At 42.2% G+C, this 18685-nt stretch carries 13 protein-coding genes; 7 read left to right on the top strand and 6 right to left on the bottom strand.

Going from position 1 to position 18685, the window contains the following annotated elements; translation table 11 throughout:
* The 3 genes from R8N23_RS05635 to R8N23_RS05625 all read right to left on the bottom strand — a co-directional run bounded on the left by R8N23_RS05635 (window position 1) and on the right by R8N23_RS05625 (window position 4758).
* Window positions 1-2766 (bottom strand): TonB-dependent receptor domain-containing protein, encoded by a 2766-nt coding sequence (locus tag R8N23_RS05635; RefSeq protein ID WP_318170591.1) that lies wholly within the window; start codon window positions 2764-2766, stop codon window positions 1-3.
* Window positions 2763-3494, bottom strand: a complete 732-nt coding sequence (locus R8N23_RS05630) for a hypothetical protein (RefSeq protein ID WP_318170590.1) — start codon at window positions 3492-3494, stop codon at window positions 2763-2765. Before R8N23_RS05630 ends, R8N23_RS05635 begins: the two co-directional genes overlap by 4 nt.
* A gap of 103 nt (window positions 3495-3597) precedes the next feature.
* Window positions 3598-4758, bottom strand: a complete 1161-nt coding sequence (locus R8N23_RS05625) for a cation:proton antiporter (RefSeq protein ID WP_318170589.1) — start codon at window positions 4756-4758, stop codon at window positions 3598-3600.
* Between the two features lie 150 nt (window positions 4759-4908).
* Here R8N23_RS05625 and R8N23_RS05620 point away from each other — a divergent pair, with 150 nt between their 5' ends.
* The 3 genes from R8N23_RS05620 to R8N23_RS05610 all read left to right on the top strand — a co-directional run bounded on the left by R8N23_RS05620 (window position 4909) and on the right by R8N23_RS05610 (window position 6881).
* Window positions 4909-5274: a VOC family protein gene (locus tag R8N23_RS05620; RefSeq protein ID WP_318170588.1), complete on the top strand. Its 366-nt coding sequence runs from the start codon at window positions 4909-4911 to the stop codon at window positions 5272-5274.
* Between the two features lie 111 nt (window positions 5275-5385).
* Window positions 5386-5805, top strand: coding sequence for a cytochrome c (locus R8N23_RS05615; protein ID WP_318170587.1), 420 nt, complete (start codon window positions 5386-5388; stop codon window positions 5803-5805).
* Between the two features lie 89 nt (window positions 5806-5894).
* Complete coding sequence (locus R8N23_RS05610; protein ID WP_318170586.1) at window positions 5895-6881, top strand: bestrophin family protein; 987 nt, start codon at window positions 5895-5897, stop codon at window positions 6879-6881.
* 17 nt (window positions 6882-6898) lie between these two features.
* On the opposite strand, the gene R8N23_RS05605 is transcribed toward R8N23_RS05610, so the two are convergent.
* Entirely contained in the window at window positions 6899-9760 is a 2862-nt protein-coding gene (locus tag R8N23_RS05605; protein WP_318170585.1) for a triple tyrosine motif-containing protein, read from the bottom strand.
* Between the two features lie 221 nt (window positions 9761-9981).
* On the opposite strand from R8N23_RS05605, the gene R8N23_RS05600 reads away from it, so the two are divergent.
* From R8N23_RS05600 to R8N23_RS05585, 4 genes are all read left to right on the top strand, one after another.
* Window positions 9982-10773, top strand: coding sequence for a rhamnogalacturonan acetylesterase (locus tag R8N23_RS05600; RefSeq protein WP_318170584.1), 792 nt, complete (start codon window positions 9982-9984; stop codon window positions 10771-10773).
* 294 nt (window positions 10774-11067) lie between these two features.
* Window positions 11068-15192 carry an ATP-binding protein gene (locus R8N23_RS05595; RefSeq protein ID WP_318170583.1) on the top strand — a complete coding sequence of 1375 codons (4125 nt, stop codon included), beginning with the start codon at window positions 11068-11070 and terminating at the stop codon, window positions 15190-15192.
* Between the two features lie 70 nt (window positions 15193-15262).
* Window positions 15263-15565 (top strand): helix-turn-helix transcriptional regulator, encoded by a 303-nt coding sequence (locus R8N23_RS05590; RefSeq protein WP_318170582.1) that lies wholly within the window; start codon window positions 15263-15265, stop codon window positions 15563-15565.
* Entirely contained in the window at window positions 15553-16794 is a 1242-nt protein-coding gene (locus R8N23_RS05585; protein ID WP_318170581.1) for a type II toxin-antitoxin system HipA family toxin, read from the top strand. The genes R8N23_RS05590 and R8N23_RS05585 overlap by 13 nt, the downstream gene beginning before the upstream one ends.
* 210 nt (window positions 16795-17004) lie before the next feature.
* On the opposite strand, the gene R8N23_RS05580 is transcribed toward R8N23_RS05585, so the two are convergent.
* Both R8N23_RS05580 and R8N23_RS05575 read right to left on the bottom strand, forming a co-directional pair.
* Window positions 17005-17433 (bottom strand): cupin domain-containing protein, encoded by a 429-nt coding sequence (locus R8N23_RS05580; protein WP_318170580.1) that lies wholly within the window; start codon window positions 17431-17433, stop codon window positions 17005-17007.
* Window positions 17430-18671, bottom strand: coding sequence for a DUF4861 family protein (locus R8N23_RS05575; RefSeq protein ID WP_318170579.1), 1242 nt, complete (start codon window positions 18669-18671; stop codon window positions 17430-17432). Before R8N23_RS05575 ends, R8N23_RS05580 begins: the two co-directional genes overlap by 4 nt.
* Between the last annotated feature and the right edge of the window lie 14 nt (window positions 18672-18685).

Here is an 18685-nt window from a genome sequence, read left to right as displayed (position 1 = left end):
TCAAAAAGAAAAGTTGTAGGTGATGGTAGGAATTGGGTTGGCAAAGACACTCATTTTATAGCCTTTCACTTCTCCCTCTTCTACCCTAAAAAACACAGAGTACACATTATCTCTACCCAATACATTGTAGATTGAAAAATTCCACGAGGAGTGGGCCAGTTTTTTGATTTTGTGACTGCCTTCGATATTAAATCCTAAATCCAGCCTGAAATAGTTGGGTATCCGAAAAGCATTTCGATCCGAGTAAACCAAATTTTCAGAATTCTTGAAGTCCCACTTGCCAATAGGATAAGTGACCGGAACACCTGTTGCATATACCGCACTGAGCGTCATGCTAAATCTTCTGGAAAACTTATAGTTGGTCACCGTATTGATGTAGTGTGGTTTGTCATAGCCAGTGGGGAAAAACTCACCGCTATTGATGGTCTCTTCAGGAAATTCGCCCCTCAACTGAATCAAGGATCTCGAATAGGTATAATTGACCCACCCGGTCAACCAGCCAGATGATTTTTTGACTGACAATTCCAATCCATACGATTGGCCAGGTCCTTGTAACAAATCTGTTTCAATGGCTTCATTGAATTGCAAATCCGCACCGACCTTAAAATCCACTAGATTCTGAATTTTCTTGTAGTAGGCCTCTCCAGACAATTCAATCGTATGCTTGCCATAGATATTTTTGTAATAGCCCAACGCCCATTGATCTGCAATTTGAGGTTTGATATGAGTACCAGATAGCCTCCAAATATCCGTAGGGGCTACAGAGGCGGCGTTAAGCAACAGATGTATATTCTGCCTGGTCCGCCCATAACTAGCCTTAATTGAGCTGGTCTCATTCAATGAATATTTACCAGACAGTCTTGGCTCAGCACCATGATAGGTAGTAATTCGCTCTCCGCTGCTATAGTCTTTTGTACCAATGACATAACTCAAGTCCTTAGGAGAGTTCTCTGCATATTCCCTAACAGTAGCTGGACCAACAGCCGTATACAAATCGTATCTCAGACCAGCATCCAAAGTGAATTTTTCAGATGGGCTGTATCTTGCAGAAACAAACATGGCTGTCGACCTCCCTTGCTCTTTACTCAAGGCATCTGGAGAGATTAAAGAAGCTTCGCCTGTAGGTGTTTTACTCCCAGGTTGAACATCTATAAATTTAGCCTCCACACCAAAGTTCAAGTTCAATGCCTCCGATAGAAATCTATCAAACTTCAAAGAGGCCAATCGTTCTCTAACTCCAAAGTCTATCCTAAAAGCTTGAGTAGGCAATACATCATATCCAATGTTATAGTCATAGTTGCTTACTCCAGTATGAAGGTGGCCTTGCCACTTATCGTTGAATACGTGTTTCCAATTGAATGCAAGTATCTGATTGGAATATGAAAAATCAGTATAAGACAATAAAGTGTCTGAAGACAATTGGAATTTGTCGTGACTATAATAGGCTGAAACCGAAATCTCATCTTTCTCTCCTAATTGATAGTCTATCTTACCCACCAAATCGTAAAAGGCGGCTTCATTGTTTTTTAATGGAGAATCTTTGATTTTACTTAGGACATAATCAGAATAAGTGGCTCTACCCCCTATCATTACAGTAGGCCCTTTTTTTCCAATAGGCACTTCTAAGGTCAATCGCGAAGTCACTGGCCCTATGCCCCCTGTACCTGAAAATTTCTCTTGATCGGCTTGCTTGGTTCTGACATCAAAGACTGAAGACAGACGCCCCCCGTATTCTGATGGGATACCACTTTTGTAAAGTTCCATGCCTGACAAGGCATCACTATTGAAAACGGAGAAAAAACCAAAAAAGTGATTGGTATTGTAAATGGGAGTGCCATCAAAAAGAAACAGATTTTGATCTGCCTTACCTCCTCTGATATTGATGCCGGCCGAGCCTTCGCCCAAATACTGAACACCGGCAGTGGTGGTGGATACACGAATCAAATCCTTTTCTCCAAGTAGTGCCGGCACAATCTTCATGCTCTCAGGGTCAATCTTAGTCAGTCCCATTTGAGGGCTTTGCACATTCACCTCGCGATTGGCATTTACCACGACGGCATTCAATGCTATCACATCCACCTCCAAACCTATGTCCAATTTTCCATCTGAATAAACCATCAGGTTTCTGGTGGTATTTTTCATATTTACAGACTGTACAAATAGGTTGTGCTTTCCGCTAGGCAAAGACATGGAGTAAAAGCCCTGGGCATCTGTAGACGTACCCAGATATGGACTTGGGATATAAACGAAGGCGCCTTCTACCGGATCTCCTGTTTGTGCGTCAGTGATATATCCGGCTACTGTGCTTTTTTGACCCTTGATATATCTACTCCGAACCCCAATCGTGTGTAATACCTCCTCGACGTTCAAGTTGTTACTTCGCTGATCCTGAGCGAAAACTATGTCCACCTCATCCACCTCGCTCCTTTGATCATAAAATTGAATGATGGCCGGCTGAGAAATTATGGAAGTATTGTTGAGTAAAATAATTTGATCGCCCTGCATGTAGTAATCAAGCGTAGTCTCTGCAAAAAGAGCTTTTAGTTTTTGCTCCAAGTCTGGAAGGGTCATGATAGATCGTTCCACCTCAGTGTTACCTAGCCATTCCTCCTTGTAGTAGATTTTCAATTCATGGTCTTTTTCTATCTCTTGAAGTGCGGCCTGGATAGTAATGAATTTAGATGAGTCTGGACGGCTTTTGTCCTGGGCATGACTTGCCCCAATGGCACTATAACTAAGAAAAAAGAACAGTAGCAGCCTTTTCATTTTTTCATCAATAAATTATCACAATACCTTAATAGCTTGAGCACGCCCTCTTCATCACCGCGTTTCAAATTAGTTTTCAAGCTGCTCCCATATGCTTTCAATTCAGCTTTTATTTCAGGGAAAGTTTTATACAAGGTGTTTTTATTGGCAAACTTGGTGTACTTCTGACCATCAAACAGATAAAACCGGTCTTCATCCACAAACTCTACTCTATTGGCTCTAATGTACTCGTTTTTAATCCGCTTAATATAAAACTGAATGCTGTCTCCGTCGTAGAATTTTTCATAAAAACCAGGCCCATGACTCGGAGCCAGCGAGTCTCGCAAATGCACAAACTGCCGGTCATGAATCGTGAATCCATCTACCTTTTGCTGATTCAGCAAGGTGGGTTCTATGGACGACAATTGTAAGGCAGTATTCCTAATGAGTAGCAAATTTCGGAAAGCATTATAGAGCAAACTCACTTGATCATATGACTGACCATTGAAAGTTAAGTGACCATTTGCCCAATGAGCTCCTTTGAAATATGGATTCTTATCTAAGGCCGCATGCTCAAGTTTGTAAAAAGTCCCCTCCAAGACAGGCGATTTTTCCTGCCCGATAGCGGCATCGTACCAAGCTGCCATATCGCCATCAAGGTCAAGACCAGTAGTGGTATACTGGGCAGAAAGGTCTGCCAGATTTACACACCAAAAGGCTGTAAAAAGAAAGTACTTTAGTTTGGACAAGTTTCACAATTTTATGAATCACTAAATTCCAAAAATTTACCAGTAAGAATGGTGGGTAAATCTCACAAAGAGCAATGCATTTCAAACCTGATAAGTGTATAATCTATTTTGTCACTTTTTTAGTTAGTCCGATCCAAATCGGGCTAAGTAACAACGTCAGGGAAATGACTGCTACTATAGATTGATAGGCAAAGTCAGTGATAATTTCATTGAAGTAGGCGATCTGCCCTAGAACAAAACTGAATTCTCCGATTTGAGAAAGAAGTGCTCCGGCATAAAGACTATCCTTCCAGCTCATTTTGAAACCTCGCATTATCAGCGCATTGATGAACAAGTTGGTGAGTAGTACCACACCTACTAGTGCTAGAATGATTACGATGTGTTCCCAAAGAAATTTGATGTTGATCAACATACCTATGGAAATAAAAAAGAGAGCCACAAAGATGACCTTGAATGAATAAAGGCTTTTATGAAACCATTCTGTAGACTTTGAAGTGGCCACAAAGATGCCAGCCACAAATGCACCCAAAGCCGTGGACAAACCAAAAAAACCAGTGATCATAGAAAAACCAAAACAGAGGCCAAAGGCAAAAAACACCTGAATTTCATGGTCATTTTTGATGGTTTTATGAAACGGTAATTTGAGTTCCCCTTTATAGAAAAGAAAAACAACAAAACCGATAAGCAGCACTCCTCCGATGATTTGCATCCAGATTTCTGTAATGCTCGTCTCCTGACCAGACAGATAGTTTAAGGTAATGAGCATTGGAACAATGAGCACGTCTTGTACTAGCAATATTCCTAGCACGTTCTGACCCACTACGTTATCCATTTCCCCTGAGTCCTGCAGTAGTTTTACAATCACTGCCGTGCTACTCAGGCTCACCACAAAACCTAGTGTGAGGATTCGTGCCAGCGACCAGTCATAGTATTGGCCTATGAGCCAAACGGCCATAATACTTATAATCACTTGCAGGATAGTTCCAATCACTGATATACGCCAGTTGGCCACTAGATTGGGAAGTGAGATTTCCATTCCAATGAAAAAAAGGAGTAGTACGAGCCCCAAAGATCCCAGAGAACTTATCAAATCGGCATCATCCACGATACCCAACACATGCGGACCAATCACCACACCGGTGATTATATACACAATGACATGAGTCTGTTTGAGCATCTTCAGCACAATACCTACCACTACCACAGCGAGTGCTATGGCGACAAACTTTAACAAGAAAGGATTACTTTCTATGACAGCAAGCATGGATTTATTAACTTTTAGTTCATACCAAATTTAGTTGATCGGACAAGAGGAATAATTTTTTCGAAAATATTTTTCATCAACTGTCCCAAAATAAATGGGCTATTCGTCTTCAAGACAAATAATCAATTATAAAACTTAAAACAAACGACTATGAATCCTGTATCCTGGTTTGAAATCCCTGTCAACGATATGGACAGAGCCAAAGATTTCTATGAAAAATCATTTGACATCAAAATTGACATCAACGAAATGGGACCGGCACTGATGGGTTGGTTTCCTAACAACCCAGAAGCTCCTGGTGCTGCTGGTACCTTGCTGAAAGGCGATACTTATGTACCCTCTCACGACGGCACTTTAGTGTACCTCGGTGTCGAAGATATCGAAGCCACTTTAGAAAAAATTAATGCGAATGGGGGAAAAACTATGCAACCCAAAATGAGCATTGGTGAATACGGATTTATCGGTGTTTTCGAAGATTGCGAAGGCAATCGTGTGGCACTGCATAGTCTTAAGTAAAGCTAACATGCTCCTATTGAACTAGATCAATATCAGTCTATGACATGAGCTAGATCATATGAATTAATCTTGGAGGAGGGTAATTTTAGATAGAACAAATAACCTAAAACTATGAAAAAGTCTATCAGAATTATCCTCCTGTGCTATTGCGCCATTGCCGTGCTACAATGCACTCCTCCTTCTAATCCATGCGATCCCATGCAAAATATAGGAATAGGCCCAATCGAAAAACTAGATTTGCAACCTGTAAATACCAATATGGCGGCAGAAGGTCAGAAAATTTACGACCAACTCTGTCGGGTATGCCACAACGAAATCCGACAAATGGAAGGTCCTGCCCATTGGGGTATTATGAATAGAAGAACGCCGGAGTGGGTGATGAATATGATGCTCAATCCAAAGGAAATGTCTCAAAAAGATCCTATTGCAAAAATCTTAGCAGAGCGAGTCAACGGTGTAGAGATGGCGGACATGAATCTTTCCGAAGAAGAAGCTAGAAAGATATTGGAGTATTTCAGAACTTTACAATAAGTACCTCACCCCAATGAAAAACATTTATTTGATTATCTTGACTGTAAGACAACAGAGAGCATTTATATTTAGGTAAAACTTTTTTACCTATGTATATCAAAAGAAACTATGGATTTTGGATGACCTTCAACTGGTCCAAAAAGCCATTTATCCTTGGGTTGATTTATTCGCTGCTTATTTATGGTGCTTCGCACCTGATAGATTTTCATATTTATATCCCTTGGCAGCCAATCAGCATTCTGGGTATTGCCGTAGCCTTTTATCTTGGATTCAAAAACAATAGTTCGTACGACCGGACCTGGGAAGCACGAAAGATATACGGTGGAATCGTAAATAGCAGCCGTAGTTTTGGTGCAGCGATAGTGGCATTTGTCAAAGGAGCAAAGTCTGATGAGGTAAAGAAAGAACTCGTTTATAGACATGTGGCCTGGCTTACAGCCCTGCGCTACCAGCTTAGACTGAGTCGGCCATGGGAGCATAAAGAAGACAGACTAACAAGTAAATACGCACCCACGGTGTGTGAAGCCTACAACAAAAGTCTGGATCAAGAAATGGAAGGTTTTTTGTCTCCAGAAGAAATACAAGGATTGGAAGGAAAAACCAATATGGCCACTCAAATCATGAAGAACCAATCTCAGCGATTGCAAGAGTTGAGAGATCAGGAGTACTTCGAGGATTTTCGGCACATGGAATTGCATCAGTTGATCTTCAGTTTTTATACAGATCAAGGCAAGGCAGAACGTATTAAAAACTTCCCATTTCCAAGGCAGTATGCTTCTACCGCACTTTGGCTCACCCTCTTGTTTTCGCTATTTGTTCCTTTAGGTTTATTGGACATCGCCAAATCCGCCAATGGCTGGATCTATTGGATTTGTCCTGTTTTATCTGCACTCATCATTTGGGTCTTTTTCCTTATGGAAAAAATTGGTGACTACTCTGAAAACCCATTTGAAGGTACCTACAACGACGTACCAATCACCTCTATTTCCAGAGGCATTGAAATTGATTTACGAGAAATGATCGAAGATAAGAGCATCCCTGCAGCCATTCAGGACGAGAATGGGTTTTTGCTTTGATTTAATAGGAATTTGTTTCAATTCAGATTACCCTTTTTACCCGATGAAGCAAACGGATTAGGAATCCCGATGATTTCCAGAAATCCCTTTCCAGTTACTCCCTCACCTCGATTCTCTTCTGCTTTGAGGTATCTTTTGAGTGCTTGCTCTAGGGGAAAAATACAGAAGGCGATCAGCACGTTAATTCCTAAATCCATGACCGGCGAACTTTCAACATTGAAATAATCGACTGCTATGGCTTGCAAAAACTCAATGATCAAGACCAGGGCGAGCACGGTCAGTATTTCTGTGATAACGATGTATTTTTCCTTGGCTCGACGATTCATAAAACCTGAGATGGCCACCAGTAAGATCATCACTAAGATTTGTAAGCTATAAAACCATAGCGTCTGCCAATAGGGAGGTTTGATCTCAAAATTGAAAGAGTCCAATCGCTCAATATTCCCAAAGGCATCCTGCGTCCGGACATCCAGGCTATAGGTTCCTGGCTGTAAATAACTCAGTGTAATTTGCGGATTACTTATCCATTCAGACCAGCTGTCATCTATGCCTAGGACACGGTACTGATAGGTGGTATTGAGTATACCGCGATAATCGGGTTTACTCAACTCAAAATAGAAGGTATTTTCATCGTAGTCAAAAATCATTTCACCGTTCAATTGGATATCTCCCTTGTTGCTGGTCGCACGCCGGATGAAGCTACGACTCATAGTGAACAAACTGTCATCTTCAGATTGGTGATACTCTAACAGGTCATTGGCTCCATCTATTACCCACAGTCGGTCATCATAGGCAGATACAAAGGACATGTCGGGAAATAGACCAAATACCTCCATCAATTCGATGTTTTTTTCATGGTCTATTTTGTACCAGTTTTTACCGTTGAATACCCATACCTGGCCGTCTCTTTGCTGCAAGTGCTTAAGAGGCTTTCCCAAAATATTCATCAATGATTGGTCCGGTACCACCTTTAGTTTCAACGAATCAAGATAAAAATAGCCTTCGCTGTTAATCAAATACAATTGATCATTCAAAAAGGTGAGTCTGGGGTTGTCGATGAATTGATTTTTGTATTTGAATATTTTGTAATCGAAGTGATCCACGGTGATGTCATCAAACTCAATCAGAGCCGTAGGCGTGGCAAACCACGTTCGCCCTTTCTCATCATTAAAAGCAGTTTTCACCAAGTCGCCATGTAAGTTGAGGTTTTCCGTCTCCACCCATTGGTCGTCTTGCTTATAATAGATTTTGACTTCGTTGTACATGTTTCCTACAATCAATCGATCATGCTTTTTCTCTGGTGTAACAAAACGAATGGGCTCATGAATCACCATTTCCGCACTATCACCTCTAATAAGAAACACGCCACTAGTCCCAGCTGCATACAGATCTTCTTGATACACAAAAAAGTACTCTGTTTTGAAATGGATACCATCCACATGTTTAAAGACCCATTCCTCGCCCGCCAGTTGCTTTCTCATTTTTCGCAAACGGACGTTTTTAGATATAATGGTGATTTCTTCTACTGGCTTAAAGATTTTTTGAGAAGGCTTATTCTTGTGTTCCTCTTCTTCCTCTGCAGCTTCCTCCTCTTCGCCTTCATCACGACCTGCCTTTCTCTTTGCTTTTTTGGCTTTTCGGCGTGCGATCCTTTGTTCTTTTTTAGACAATACACGTTGCGGCTCCTCTTCGACTTCTTCCTCTGGTTCATTATCATCAGCAGAAGCTTCCGGAGTAGCCTTGGATGGTACCGACTTTATAATTCTCTTTTTGACTGTTTCATAGTAAGGCACATTTTTGTATCGCTCCACTTTCGTCAAATGATAAACCCCTTCACTAGTCGCTACATACAAACTTTTATCATAAAAAAAGGCCTCATATAGGTGTCCATGTAATCCCTGAAAGTTGCTGAATGTTTTGAATGGTATACCCAGTTCCATTCTGGACAATCCAAATTCATGGGAGATCCATAAACCGTGCTCTCTATCTATCCCAATGGCGTGAACCTCATTATCTGGCAGACCTTTTTCTCTATTGATCACTTCTATCGTGCGATCCTGACGAAAGTCATAAAGAATGGCCCCATTCTCCAATGTGCTCAGCGCAAAGTGGTCATCATCTACCCAAATACCATTGTCGACAAACGATTCATTGTCGTACAATAAGTCGGATACTTTACTCCGAGTAAAAACACCTTCTTCATAAATATAAATGGCATTATCAGTCGTGCCGGCCAGATAGACATTGGCAGCAGGGTGCTTCTCAAAGAAAATGAATTCACTTGAATGATACTTCGGCCACTCAAAACCAACTAGCTCATCATTCACAAATTCGTAGAGTTCCTTGTCTGTTTGCACCAGGATCTTTTCGTCCACCACGAATAGCTTAGAAAAGAAATCATCATAGTCCACCAGGGTGGTTCTGGATATGGATGAAGTAGGAACATCATATCGCACGATAGTTTCCTCATTAACGAAAAACACTGAAGAACCCAGATTTAAAGTTTGGAAATACAAACCGTCATCATCAGACACAGAATCGAGTGAATGGTACTGCAACTTTTTATCCTCAATAGTCAAAAGTCCAAAGTCACCCACACAACCCACATACAACTGATCTTGATCATTCAAGTCCAATGATACAGCCGCACTTGGTGTAGGAATATGACTCCATGATTTTCCGTCATATTGTATTACTCCGGATCGATTGGCAATGTACAGTTGTCCTTTGCTATCAGATTTGATTTGATAGTTTACATCATCGAGTCCCGGAATATTATGGTGATGATGAGTCAGGAACAGATCTCCTTCCTGAGCAAAAGAACAAACAAAGCCTAGAAGCCAACAGCACGTACTAATTAATCGAATTGTCCAACGCATCCACTACGAGATTATCGAATGAAAAAAAATTGAATATCAAATATACAGTTTGTTTGATATCCAACATTGCATTAATACAATTCAATCATGAAATATCCATGTTTTGATTTTTACTTTGCTTGTGCGCTCAATTCCAAAAGAAGCCCAGTGTCTCCTTACCGTGGAGATTAATTGTGAATTATTGAATATGATCATGTGGTAAGTCGCAGTACCTTGATACCATGAAAAAAATAGCATTGTCAATTTTTGTATGTCAGCTTTTGCTGGCAGCTTGTCAAGGGGAAAAGGATCCGGAAGTTGTGATTTATCTCATCGGCGACTCTACCGTTGCCGACTATTCAGACAACTATGACGAAGGCAAAGACTATATGAAAACACGATTTCCTATCACCGGATGGGGTCAGGTCTTTCAGGCATTATTTGAGGATCAAAAGGCATTGTTAAACGGCAAAGTACAAGCGGGTAATTTTCGAATAGTAAATAAAGCCAGAGGTGGAAGGAGCACACGCACCTTCTTTCAGGAAGGTCGATGGCGGAAGGTGTATGATAGCCTTCGGACGGGCGACTTGGTACTCATGCAATTTGGTCATAACGATGCCGCCGAACATAAACCACTTAGATATGTAAACATCGAAGGGTACAAGGAGTTTCTTAGATTATACGTTTCTCAAACGAGACTGAAAGAAGCAATACCAGTCATACTCACGCCGGTGGCTAGAAACTACCCTTGGGAAAATAGCCATCTACAAAATGTGCATGGCGAGTACCCGGCTGCAGCCAAAGAAGTAGCTGCAGAAATGAATGTACTTTTGATTGATCTCAATCAGCTCTCCATGGATTCCTTCTCGAAAAAAAGTGAAACCTATGTGACTGAAAAATATTTCATGAATTTACCCTCTGGAAAATACCAAGCCTATCCAAAAGGTAAAAAGGACAATACCCACTTTCAGCCTGAAGGCGCAGAAGTGGTGGCTAAGCTTGTGTATGAAGCATTGCAAAACCTGCAGCCATAAAATGGAAAAAGCAGACACTCCCGTCTGCTTTTTCACTAGTAGGTAAATAAAATTTTAATTCGATAGTGCCCCAGCTTCAATCAGAATGGGCTCGCACTGCTCTTTTTATCACAGAAATCTTGAGATACAATGCTAAAAGCATCTCGTGGTTTTGATTATTCAGTTTTCAACATCACCTATTCAATTTCAGTTTCCATTCTTTTAAAACTTTCATATTATTTATTTTACATTAAGTTAAAATGCAAGGTTTGTGCACCTATTCATTTGACTATGCGCAGGAGAAAAATGGTTGATATGAGGAAGTTACTTTTGTTGGTTTTATGGTTGCCCTTTTGGGCTGCTGCCCAAGATCGATACGTACCGCAATTTGCCGATCCCATGCTGGAGGATTGGAGATATTCATACTTTCCAGAGCTAGACGACAAAGGCGTTCGCTCCATCGCTTCCTCCAAAGACAACAACAAGTACTGGTTTGGCCTAGACTCGGGGGTAGTATCCTACGATGGTTTCGATTGGCAACATTACGGATTGAAAGATGGTCTTTCTGGCCTGCCTGTTCAAAAAATATTCATCAACAAACAAGATCAAATTTTTGCTGCTACAGCTCATGGCCTATTTTTATTTAATGATCATCGCTGGCAAAATCTATTCGAAGCATCAGAAGACATCCGATTTTCATTCAAATCCATTGCTCAACTCAATAGCGGCAACATCGTCTGCGGCACTACCCATGGAGCCATCTTCGTAACCACAGACGAAACCTATCTACTCACCACCAAAAGGAAGTGGGAAAACGCCAAAACATTAATTCCAGATTTTCGCTTTGTCGAATTGCCTTCTGAATTGCTTATCGATAATGATTTCGACAACATTTCGGATGTATTCGAAGTGTCTCCTGGTCAGCTTTGGCTGGCCGTCACTTATCAATTGGAAGACGAAAAAGGCGACATCATGATGTTTTCTGAAGAAGAAATTACTTCAGGATCTCCCATAAACTTTAACCTGTTTAGCAAGTATTACGACGTGCAACTAGGCTACGAACAGAAGATTCTAAAAACCTCCAAAGGCGACATTTGGATCATCAACAAATCGAATCGACTACCAGCCATCCGATACAAAAATTACCGTTGGGAAGCCATTCCCTATGGGCAGCAATTTGGCGATGACGAATATTCTGAAAGCATCCTGGAAACCAAGGACGGCAACCTGTGGCTCAGTGGCATCGGCAATCTATACACCATGCAGCCCAGTGGCCAATGGACCAAGTACAGCTCACAGACACTCAATATTCCTCAGGGGCATATCGTCCTACATACCGGCAATAATACGGACCTATGGGTGCTAGGCTACCAATCCGAAGTGTATCGGGTAGATCTTTCTGACACCAAATGGAAGACCTACAATGGTTTGAATTATCAATGCTTTCAATCGAATGGAACCACATGGTTTATCGACCTCAAAGGAAACGCAATATCAAACACGCAGGACAGTTGGAAACAATACAGCAAAAAGCAAGGCATGATGGATGGAGCCGTGAGCCTTTTCTCCTCTTCTGAGGATGTGATTTGGGCCATTGGCAGTGACAAAAAACAAGCCTGTGCTGGCTACCTAAATGACGGACAATGGAACAACATCCTCTTTGATTCTCTCTCCTGGGGGATTGACTATCGCGCCATACATGAGGCTCAGGATGGATCAATCTGGATAGGTGGTAGCACGGACGTATTTCTGGAATTAGGGCAAACCGGTGGATTAGTCCAAATAATAAACCCATATAGCTCAGAGAGAAAACTGGTGTACCACCGCTCGAGAACCAAAGGCCTGAACCAACTAAATGCCTATGGCATCACCCAATCCAAGGATGGGAATATGTGGATTGGCGGTACTGCACTTTGTCAATTTGATGGGACTTCTTGGAGCTACATGCAAAAGACCGACCTCAATGATTATGTAAATGACGTAATATCTGATCGCAATGACCTACTCTATGTTGCATCCAGACAGCATGGCCTATATATTCAGCAGGCCGATGGCTGGAAAAACTACTCTGTTCAAACGGGATTGATCAGCAACAACATCATTAGTATCGCAGCTAAAGACAGCACTGAAATCTGGCTTGGGACCGACAGAGGATACAGCTTTTACAATGGCAGCTTTTGGATCAATAACACACTGCCTGAAGCGCTTACACTATCATACGAAGGTGGTTCGGTACACCTCGGTAACCAAAAAGAAATTTGGATTAGCCGATCGTTGAGAGAATGGAAAAGGCGCGTGTACACCGGAAAATCACCCAATCAAAACGTAAGGGATAAATTCGTGACTCACCGCTTTGTAAAGGACAGCATTGCACCAGAAACCACCGTAGACATCTACTCCAAAGAAGTGGACAATGCAGGCAACACCACCATATTTTGGTCTGGCAAGCATTTTTTTAACAAAACGGATGCCTCCGAACTGCTCTATTCCTATCGACTCAACGACGACGAATGGTCGGCCTACTCAGCGCTCAACAATCACACATTTACCGGGTTGGATGACGATACCTATCAGTTTCAGGTAAGAGCCATGGACAAAGAGGGCAATGTAGACCAAACCCCAGCCAGTGTCACCTTTGTGGTGCAGCCGCCGATTTGGAAGCAAACTTGGTTCGTTTTGCTTATCACATCATTCTTAATTGCCATTGGCTTTTACCAATATCAAATCATTAAAAAGAGGCAAATCCTTGAAAAACTAAACCGATCTCTCCATACGGCCAATGAGGAACTGGGCACTAAAAATGATCAGATCCAAAAACAAAAGGATGCTTTGGAAGAACTCGTGCAAAAGATCGACAAGCTATCTCAAGCCAAAATGCAATTTTTCACCAACATCACGCACGAATTCAGGACGCCGCTCAGCTTGATACTGGGTCCCATCGAAAAATTAACGATGCAATCCGAATCCCATTCGAGTAATTCCAGTTTCTATGGGTTGATCAAAAAGAATGCGCTCAGACTACAAAAATTGATCAATCAGTTACTTGAAATCCGGCGTATCGAATCCGGCACGCTGGAGCTTCAGCTTCACCGAACGGATTTGGTAGAGTTTGTGAAAGACACCAAAAATCTATTCACCAATAAAGCACTCGAGAAAGAAATCCGTTTGAGCTTTCATTCAGATTTCGAAAAACTCACCCTTTATTTCGATCAAGACAAGGTCGAAAAAATTCTATTCAACCTACTTTCCAATGCAATGAAATACACGCCGACCAAAGGCAAGATCAGCGTGAAAATATTGAGCAACGATGAAGCCGAGCCATCTAATTTCGTGAGACTTCAGGTGTCTGACGATGGTACAGGAATCGACCAAAACCTGCAAGACCACCTGTTTGAAAGATTCAGTATTGGAAAATCTCCTGTGACGAATGAACTGCAAGAAAGTAGCGGCATTGGCCTGTCTTACATCAAAGATTTGATCGAATTCCATCAGGGAAAAATCAGCTATAGTAGCGAACCAGGAAAAGGCACCACCTTCACCGTTTTCCTGCCTGAAGACCTAACTCCGGAAGAGGAAGTGAAGGAATGGGGCGATTTCAATTTGCAACAAACTGTAGACGCCAACTTGCTTGCTGCAGAAATCCCACTGCCTGCCGCTACTACAACTGCCGACACTGAAAGCAAGCGTATACTGGTGGTGGAAGACAATGACGACATGCGCTTCTTTATATCTAGTTTGCTTCAAGAAAGATATGTCGTACTACAGGCAGAAAATGGACAAGCAGGCTTAGACATTTTGGATGAAGAGTATGTAGACCTCATCATCAGCGATATCATGATGCCGGAATTGGACGGCATATCCTTCTGCGACAAGGTGAAGGCCAATCCCACCACCAGTCACTTGCCGGTTATACTTTTGACTGCATTGGCACTGGACGAAAAGCGAATTTCTGGATATGAGTCTGGAGCAGACTCCTACATTGTTAAGCCATTCTTACCTGAATTGTTGTTGGCTCGTGTAAGCAATCTGCTGGAATTTAGGGACGAGATGAAGCAACGCTTTGCGGCTGACTTGAGATTCAAACCTAAAGAGGTAAAGGTGACTTCTGTAGATGAGGAGTTTTTAGAAAAAATAGCTTCACTCATGGAAGAGCATGTATCAGATTCTCAGTTTGATGTAGGCAAGATGTGCGATATGGTGGGCATGAGCCATATGCACTTCATCAGAAAAGTAAAGCAGCTCACTGACAAAAAACCCATGGAACTGCTCAAGTCCTTTAGGCTGACCAGAGCCAAACAGCTACTCGAACAAAACAAAATCAATGTATCCGAAGTGGGCTATATGGTAGGCTACGATTTACCCAATTCATTCACACGTGCCTTCAAAAATGAGTTCGGCATTACCCCTACACAATTTGCCGAGCAGGGGTTAAAAGCCTAAGGCTATCTAATTCAATAAGTAATATTATATTAGTATTTATAAGTATATTTGCTTTATAATTAACAATATAATGTTATTTAATTCCGTAAAGGCCTTAACAAAAATGGCTCAAAACATACGTGACCTTCGTTTAGAAAAGGGGCTCACACAATCAGGACTGGCCGAACGGTCGGGCGTGAGTCTGGCTACATTGAGGAGATATGAGCAACAGGGGAAAATATCGTTGGAATCCTTTTTTAAGCTTGCCATGGTATTGGGCTGTCTGGACGATTTAGTAAACGCAGTAAATCCTGTGAAGCAAACCTTCACCTCTCTAGATGAGGTACTTAAAAACCAAGAAAACAAAAAACGGCAACGTGGATGGAAAAAATAAACCAGTCTGCTTCTATTGATCAGATTAGCGTAGGCATCCAATTCGAGAAAGACATTATTCCAGTTGGTCGATTGGCGATCAGAAATCAAGACATATTCTTCGAATATCATCCTGATTATATCAGCAAAGGCCTCAATATTTCACCTTTCAAACTCCCGCTCACGCAAGGCGTGCAGTCTTTCAACCCTCGCCTCTTTGAAGGGCTACCAGGTGTTTTCAATGATAGTCTACCGGATGGATGGGGTAGATTGCTATTCGATCGACTGGCTAAAAGCAAAAACTTACTTCCAAATCAGTTTAGCCCTTTGGACCGATTGGCACATATTGGCCGCTTCGGCCTGGGCGCATTGACCTACGAGCCAGATCAAGGTCATGAATCAGCTGACACCATCATAGATTTAGATAGCCTGGCTACTCAAACACAAGAAGTTTTAGCCGGTGAGGCAGACGAGGTGTTAAATGAACTAGTGAAGCTGAATGGATCTTCCGCAGGCGCCAGACCTAAGGCTTTGATTGGCATAGATCCTAATAATCAAAATATTCTTCACGGCGAACGCCAATTGCGCCCAGATCAGGAATACTGGATGGTGAAATTTGCCAACAGTATGGATGGTCCCGATGCCGGTGCCATTGAATACGTCTATTCATTAATGGCTCAAGAAGCTGGTATTTCCATGACACCTACCCGGCTTTTTCCAGCCAAGCAAGGTGCAGGCTATTTTGCCACCAAGCGATTTGATCGAACCAACAAAGAAAGGTTTCACATGCATACCGCCAGTGGGTTATTGCATTCGGATTTTAGAGTTCCCGTACTAGACTACGAAGACCTGCTGACACTCACAGAAGCGCTAACCAAAGATTTCAGAGAGGTGGAAAAGATGTTTCGTCTGGCTGTATTCAACGTGTTTTCGCACAATCGTGACGATCATGGCAAAAATTTCTCCTTTCTGATGGATAAGCATGGCGAATGGAAGATGTCACCAGCATACGATCTCACTTTTTCATCCGGACCAAGAGGTCATCAAAGTACTATGGTCATGGGTGAAGGCCAAAACCCGTCTATGGAGCATTTGATCAAACTGGCCAAGGAAGGTTCACTCACTCAAAAACAAGTCGAACTAATCATTGAACAAACGAAAGAAGCACTTTGCCAATGGGAAACGCTCGCCAAACATCATGACATCAGTGCATCCAATATCAAGCTGATTAAAAGCAGATTGCAGATTTGATACGACGACCTGGAAATCCGGGGGATCCGTCAGCTATGTGTTCGACTTTAAAGTATCTGCTTACAACCACCCGGCAGATAGCCCGGTCTATCGCCGGGCTATGACATTGTGCTTTTGCTTCATAAATATGATCTAAACCCATACCCAGAAATACAGATTGCCCCCAGTTTATCATCATGCTCCAGTCGTAACTTCAGGTACTGATGAGCTTTAATTTTGATACTTCTTTATCACCAAGTATTTCAATTCTGTATCGCCTACATTTTTGATCCCGTGCATCGACCATGATGGACAATACAGGGTAGAATACGGTTTGACTTCAACCGTTTTTCCATTCAAATAAAATTCTGCCGTGCCTTCTAATACAAAGAAGAACTCATCCTCTTCGTGCTGATGCGGTGGGTGAGTCGCAAGCCCCGGAGCAACAGCGCTTAGCTTCAAAGTTCGACCGTCCAAAAATTCTTTATCGACAAACCAAAACTGATGCCCCACCTTGGTCGGGCTGGACTTATCCGCATCATACGTGCTTATGCACGCCTCGATATCCAATGTGTCAGCAACAGGCTGCTGAGCCCGCGACTGATTCATGGTGATCACACTTATTAAACTAACTAAACCAACACTTAAATATCTTTTCATGAGGACTGCTTTACGCTAATTTCTACAGGGTGATTGAGTGCATCCAATTTGGCGTTGAGGTATTTTTGAAACGCTTCCAAGGACTTGATTCCGTTCTTTTCTTGTTCCCAAGCGCCTAGCAAATGATAGTTCACTTCCTCATTCGGCTTAAATACTATGAGATGATCGAAGGAGGAATCCACCACTTCTTTTACATCTTTGGTATTATAAAATATGGCCATCCCCAACTTATCATCGGCCAGACTTTGCTTGCCATAGGTGGCGATGTAAGCCCATCCGCTAGAGCCTACCAAGGAGGCAAAACTAGAAGCAGCGTCGTGCTTTACAATGCCCGTACAGAAGTCAGCTATTGGCTGATCAAAAGCTATCGTATGCTGGAGCGATCGGTCGCCCGATACAATAGATAGATTGGAAACGATGCTGCTCTTTTTATCCGAAGTTTGCCATCCGTAATAGGAGGTTTCTATAGTAGCCGAAAGTTTATTGTTGGCTTTGATCGCACAAGTGACCGAATCGGTCTGCTTGAAATGTTCCACTTTCCCATTGATATATTGGCCTATAGACCCAATCCCCAAAGATTTGCCGGCTTTCAAAATGTCCAGCCCCCATGGTTCTTCTTCGTGATAAGAATCAAACCCATCCAACCCAACAGATTGAAGTACCAGTGTATCCACCTTCTTTCCGAAAATATCCATCGCATTTCGCCAATCCAGATAAAATCGATAGCCAATCAACTCATTTTCTATCCCCGGCCCTTCATATCTGATATAGTAGGAATGATCTGTATGTGGAGCAGGTACGCGCAAAAAATCTACGTTTTGAAAATCACCTCCCACGTACTTTCTATCCTGCCACTCCCCGCCTACTTTAGGCGAGATTTCCGCTTGCACCTTTTTATCCAATGGCTGTCCCAATTTGAGATCATTGGGCCAATTGATGCTCAAGGTGGACTGGGCTTGTAAGTCCACATTCACGACCAGTTGATCCGCTTGCCCATCTTGATCACTATCGATCAGTTCTCCAGCATGTCCGAGCAAAGTCACCCCTTGCGGTTTCAAAGAATCTGTAAATAGCTCGTCATCTTCCAAAACGAGCGTTTCATTTCTGGTGGATGCCAAAGGGTTTTTTATTTCTATCGTCAGTGTACCTTCCTCGGCAACATTATCTTTTGCATTGGTGCTGCAGCCTACCGAAAGCGCTAAACCGGCCACCCATAAGTAGCTTTTATTTATTATCATGTCTTCTATTGATT

Origin of the sequence: Reichenbachiella sp. (assembly GCF_033344935.1) — a bacterium.
GTDB lineage: Bacteria > Bacteroidota > Bacteroidia > Cytophagales > Cyclobacteriaceae > Reichenbachiella.
The sequence above is the reverse complement of the archived record's forward strand: the minus strand, read 5'-3'. Positions and strand labels throughout refer to the sequence as shown.

Bases quoted from the DNA above. Each gene is read 5' to 3' on its own strand.
- R8N23_RS05635 (WP_318170591.1), bottom strand. From the start codon at position 2,766: ATGAAAAGGCTGCTACTGTTCTTTTTTCTTAGTTATAGTGCCATTGGG.
- R8N23_RS05625 (WP_318170589.1), bottom strand. From the start codon at position 4,758: ATGCTTGCTGTCATAGAAAGTAATCCTTTCTTGTTAAAGTTTGTCGCC.
- R8N23_RS05620 (WP_318170588.1), top strand. From the start codon at position 4,909: ATGAATCCTGTATCCTGGTTTGAAATCCCTGTCAACGATATGGACAGA.
- R8N23_RS05615 (WP_318170587.1), top strand. From the start codon at position 5,386: ATGAAAAAGTCTATCAGAATTATCCTCCTGTGCTATTGCGCCATTGCC.
- R8N23_RS05610 (WP_318170586.1), top strand. From the start codon at position 5,895: ATGTATATCAAAAGAAACTATGGATTTTGGATGACCTTCAACTGGTCC.
- R8N23_RS05605 (WP_318170585.1), bottom strand. From the start codon at position 9,760: ATGCGTTGGACAATTCGATTAATTAGTACGTGCTGTTGGCTTCTAGGC.
- R8N23_RS05600 (WP_318170584.1), top strand. From the start codon at position 9,982: ATGAAAAAAATAGCATTGTCAATTTTTGTATGTCAGCTTTTGCTGGCA.
- R8N23_RS05595 (WP_318170583.1), top strand. From the start codon at position 11,068: ATGAGGAAGTTACTTTTGTTGGTTTTATGGTTGCCCTTTTGGGCTGCT.
- R8N23_RS05590 (WP_318170582.1), top strand. From the start codon at position 15,263: ATGTTATTTAATTCCGTAAAGGCCTTAACAAAAATGGCTCAAAACATA.
- R8N23_RS05585 (WP_318170581.1), top strand. From the start codon at position 15,553: ATGGAAAAAATAAACCAGTCTGCTTCTATTGATCAGATTAGCGTAGGC.
- R8N23_RS05580 (WP_318170580.1), bottom strand. From the start codon at position 17,433: ATGAAAAGATATTTAAGTGTTGGTTTAGTTAGTTTAATAAGTGTGATC.
- R8N23_RS05575 (WP_318170579.1), bottom strand. From the start codon at position 18,671: ATGATAATAAATAAAAGCTACTTATGGGTGGCCGGTTTAGCGCTTTCG.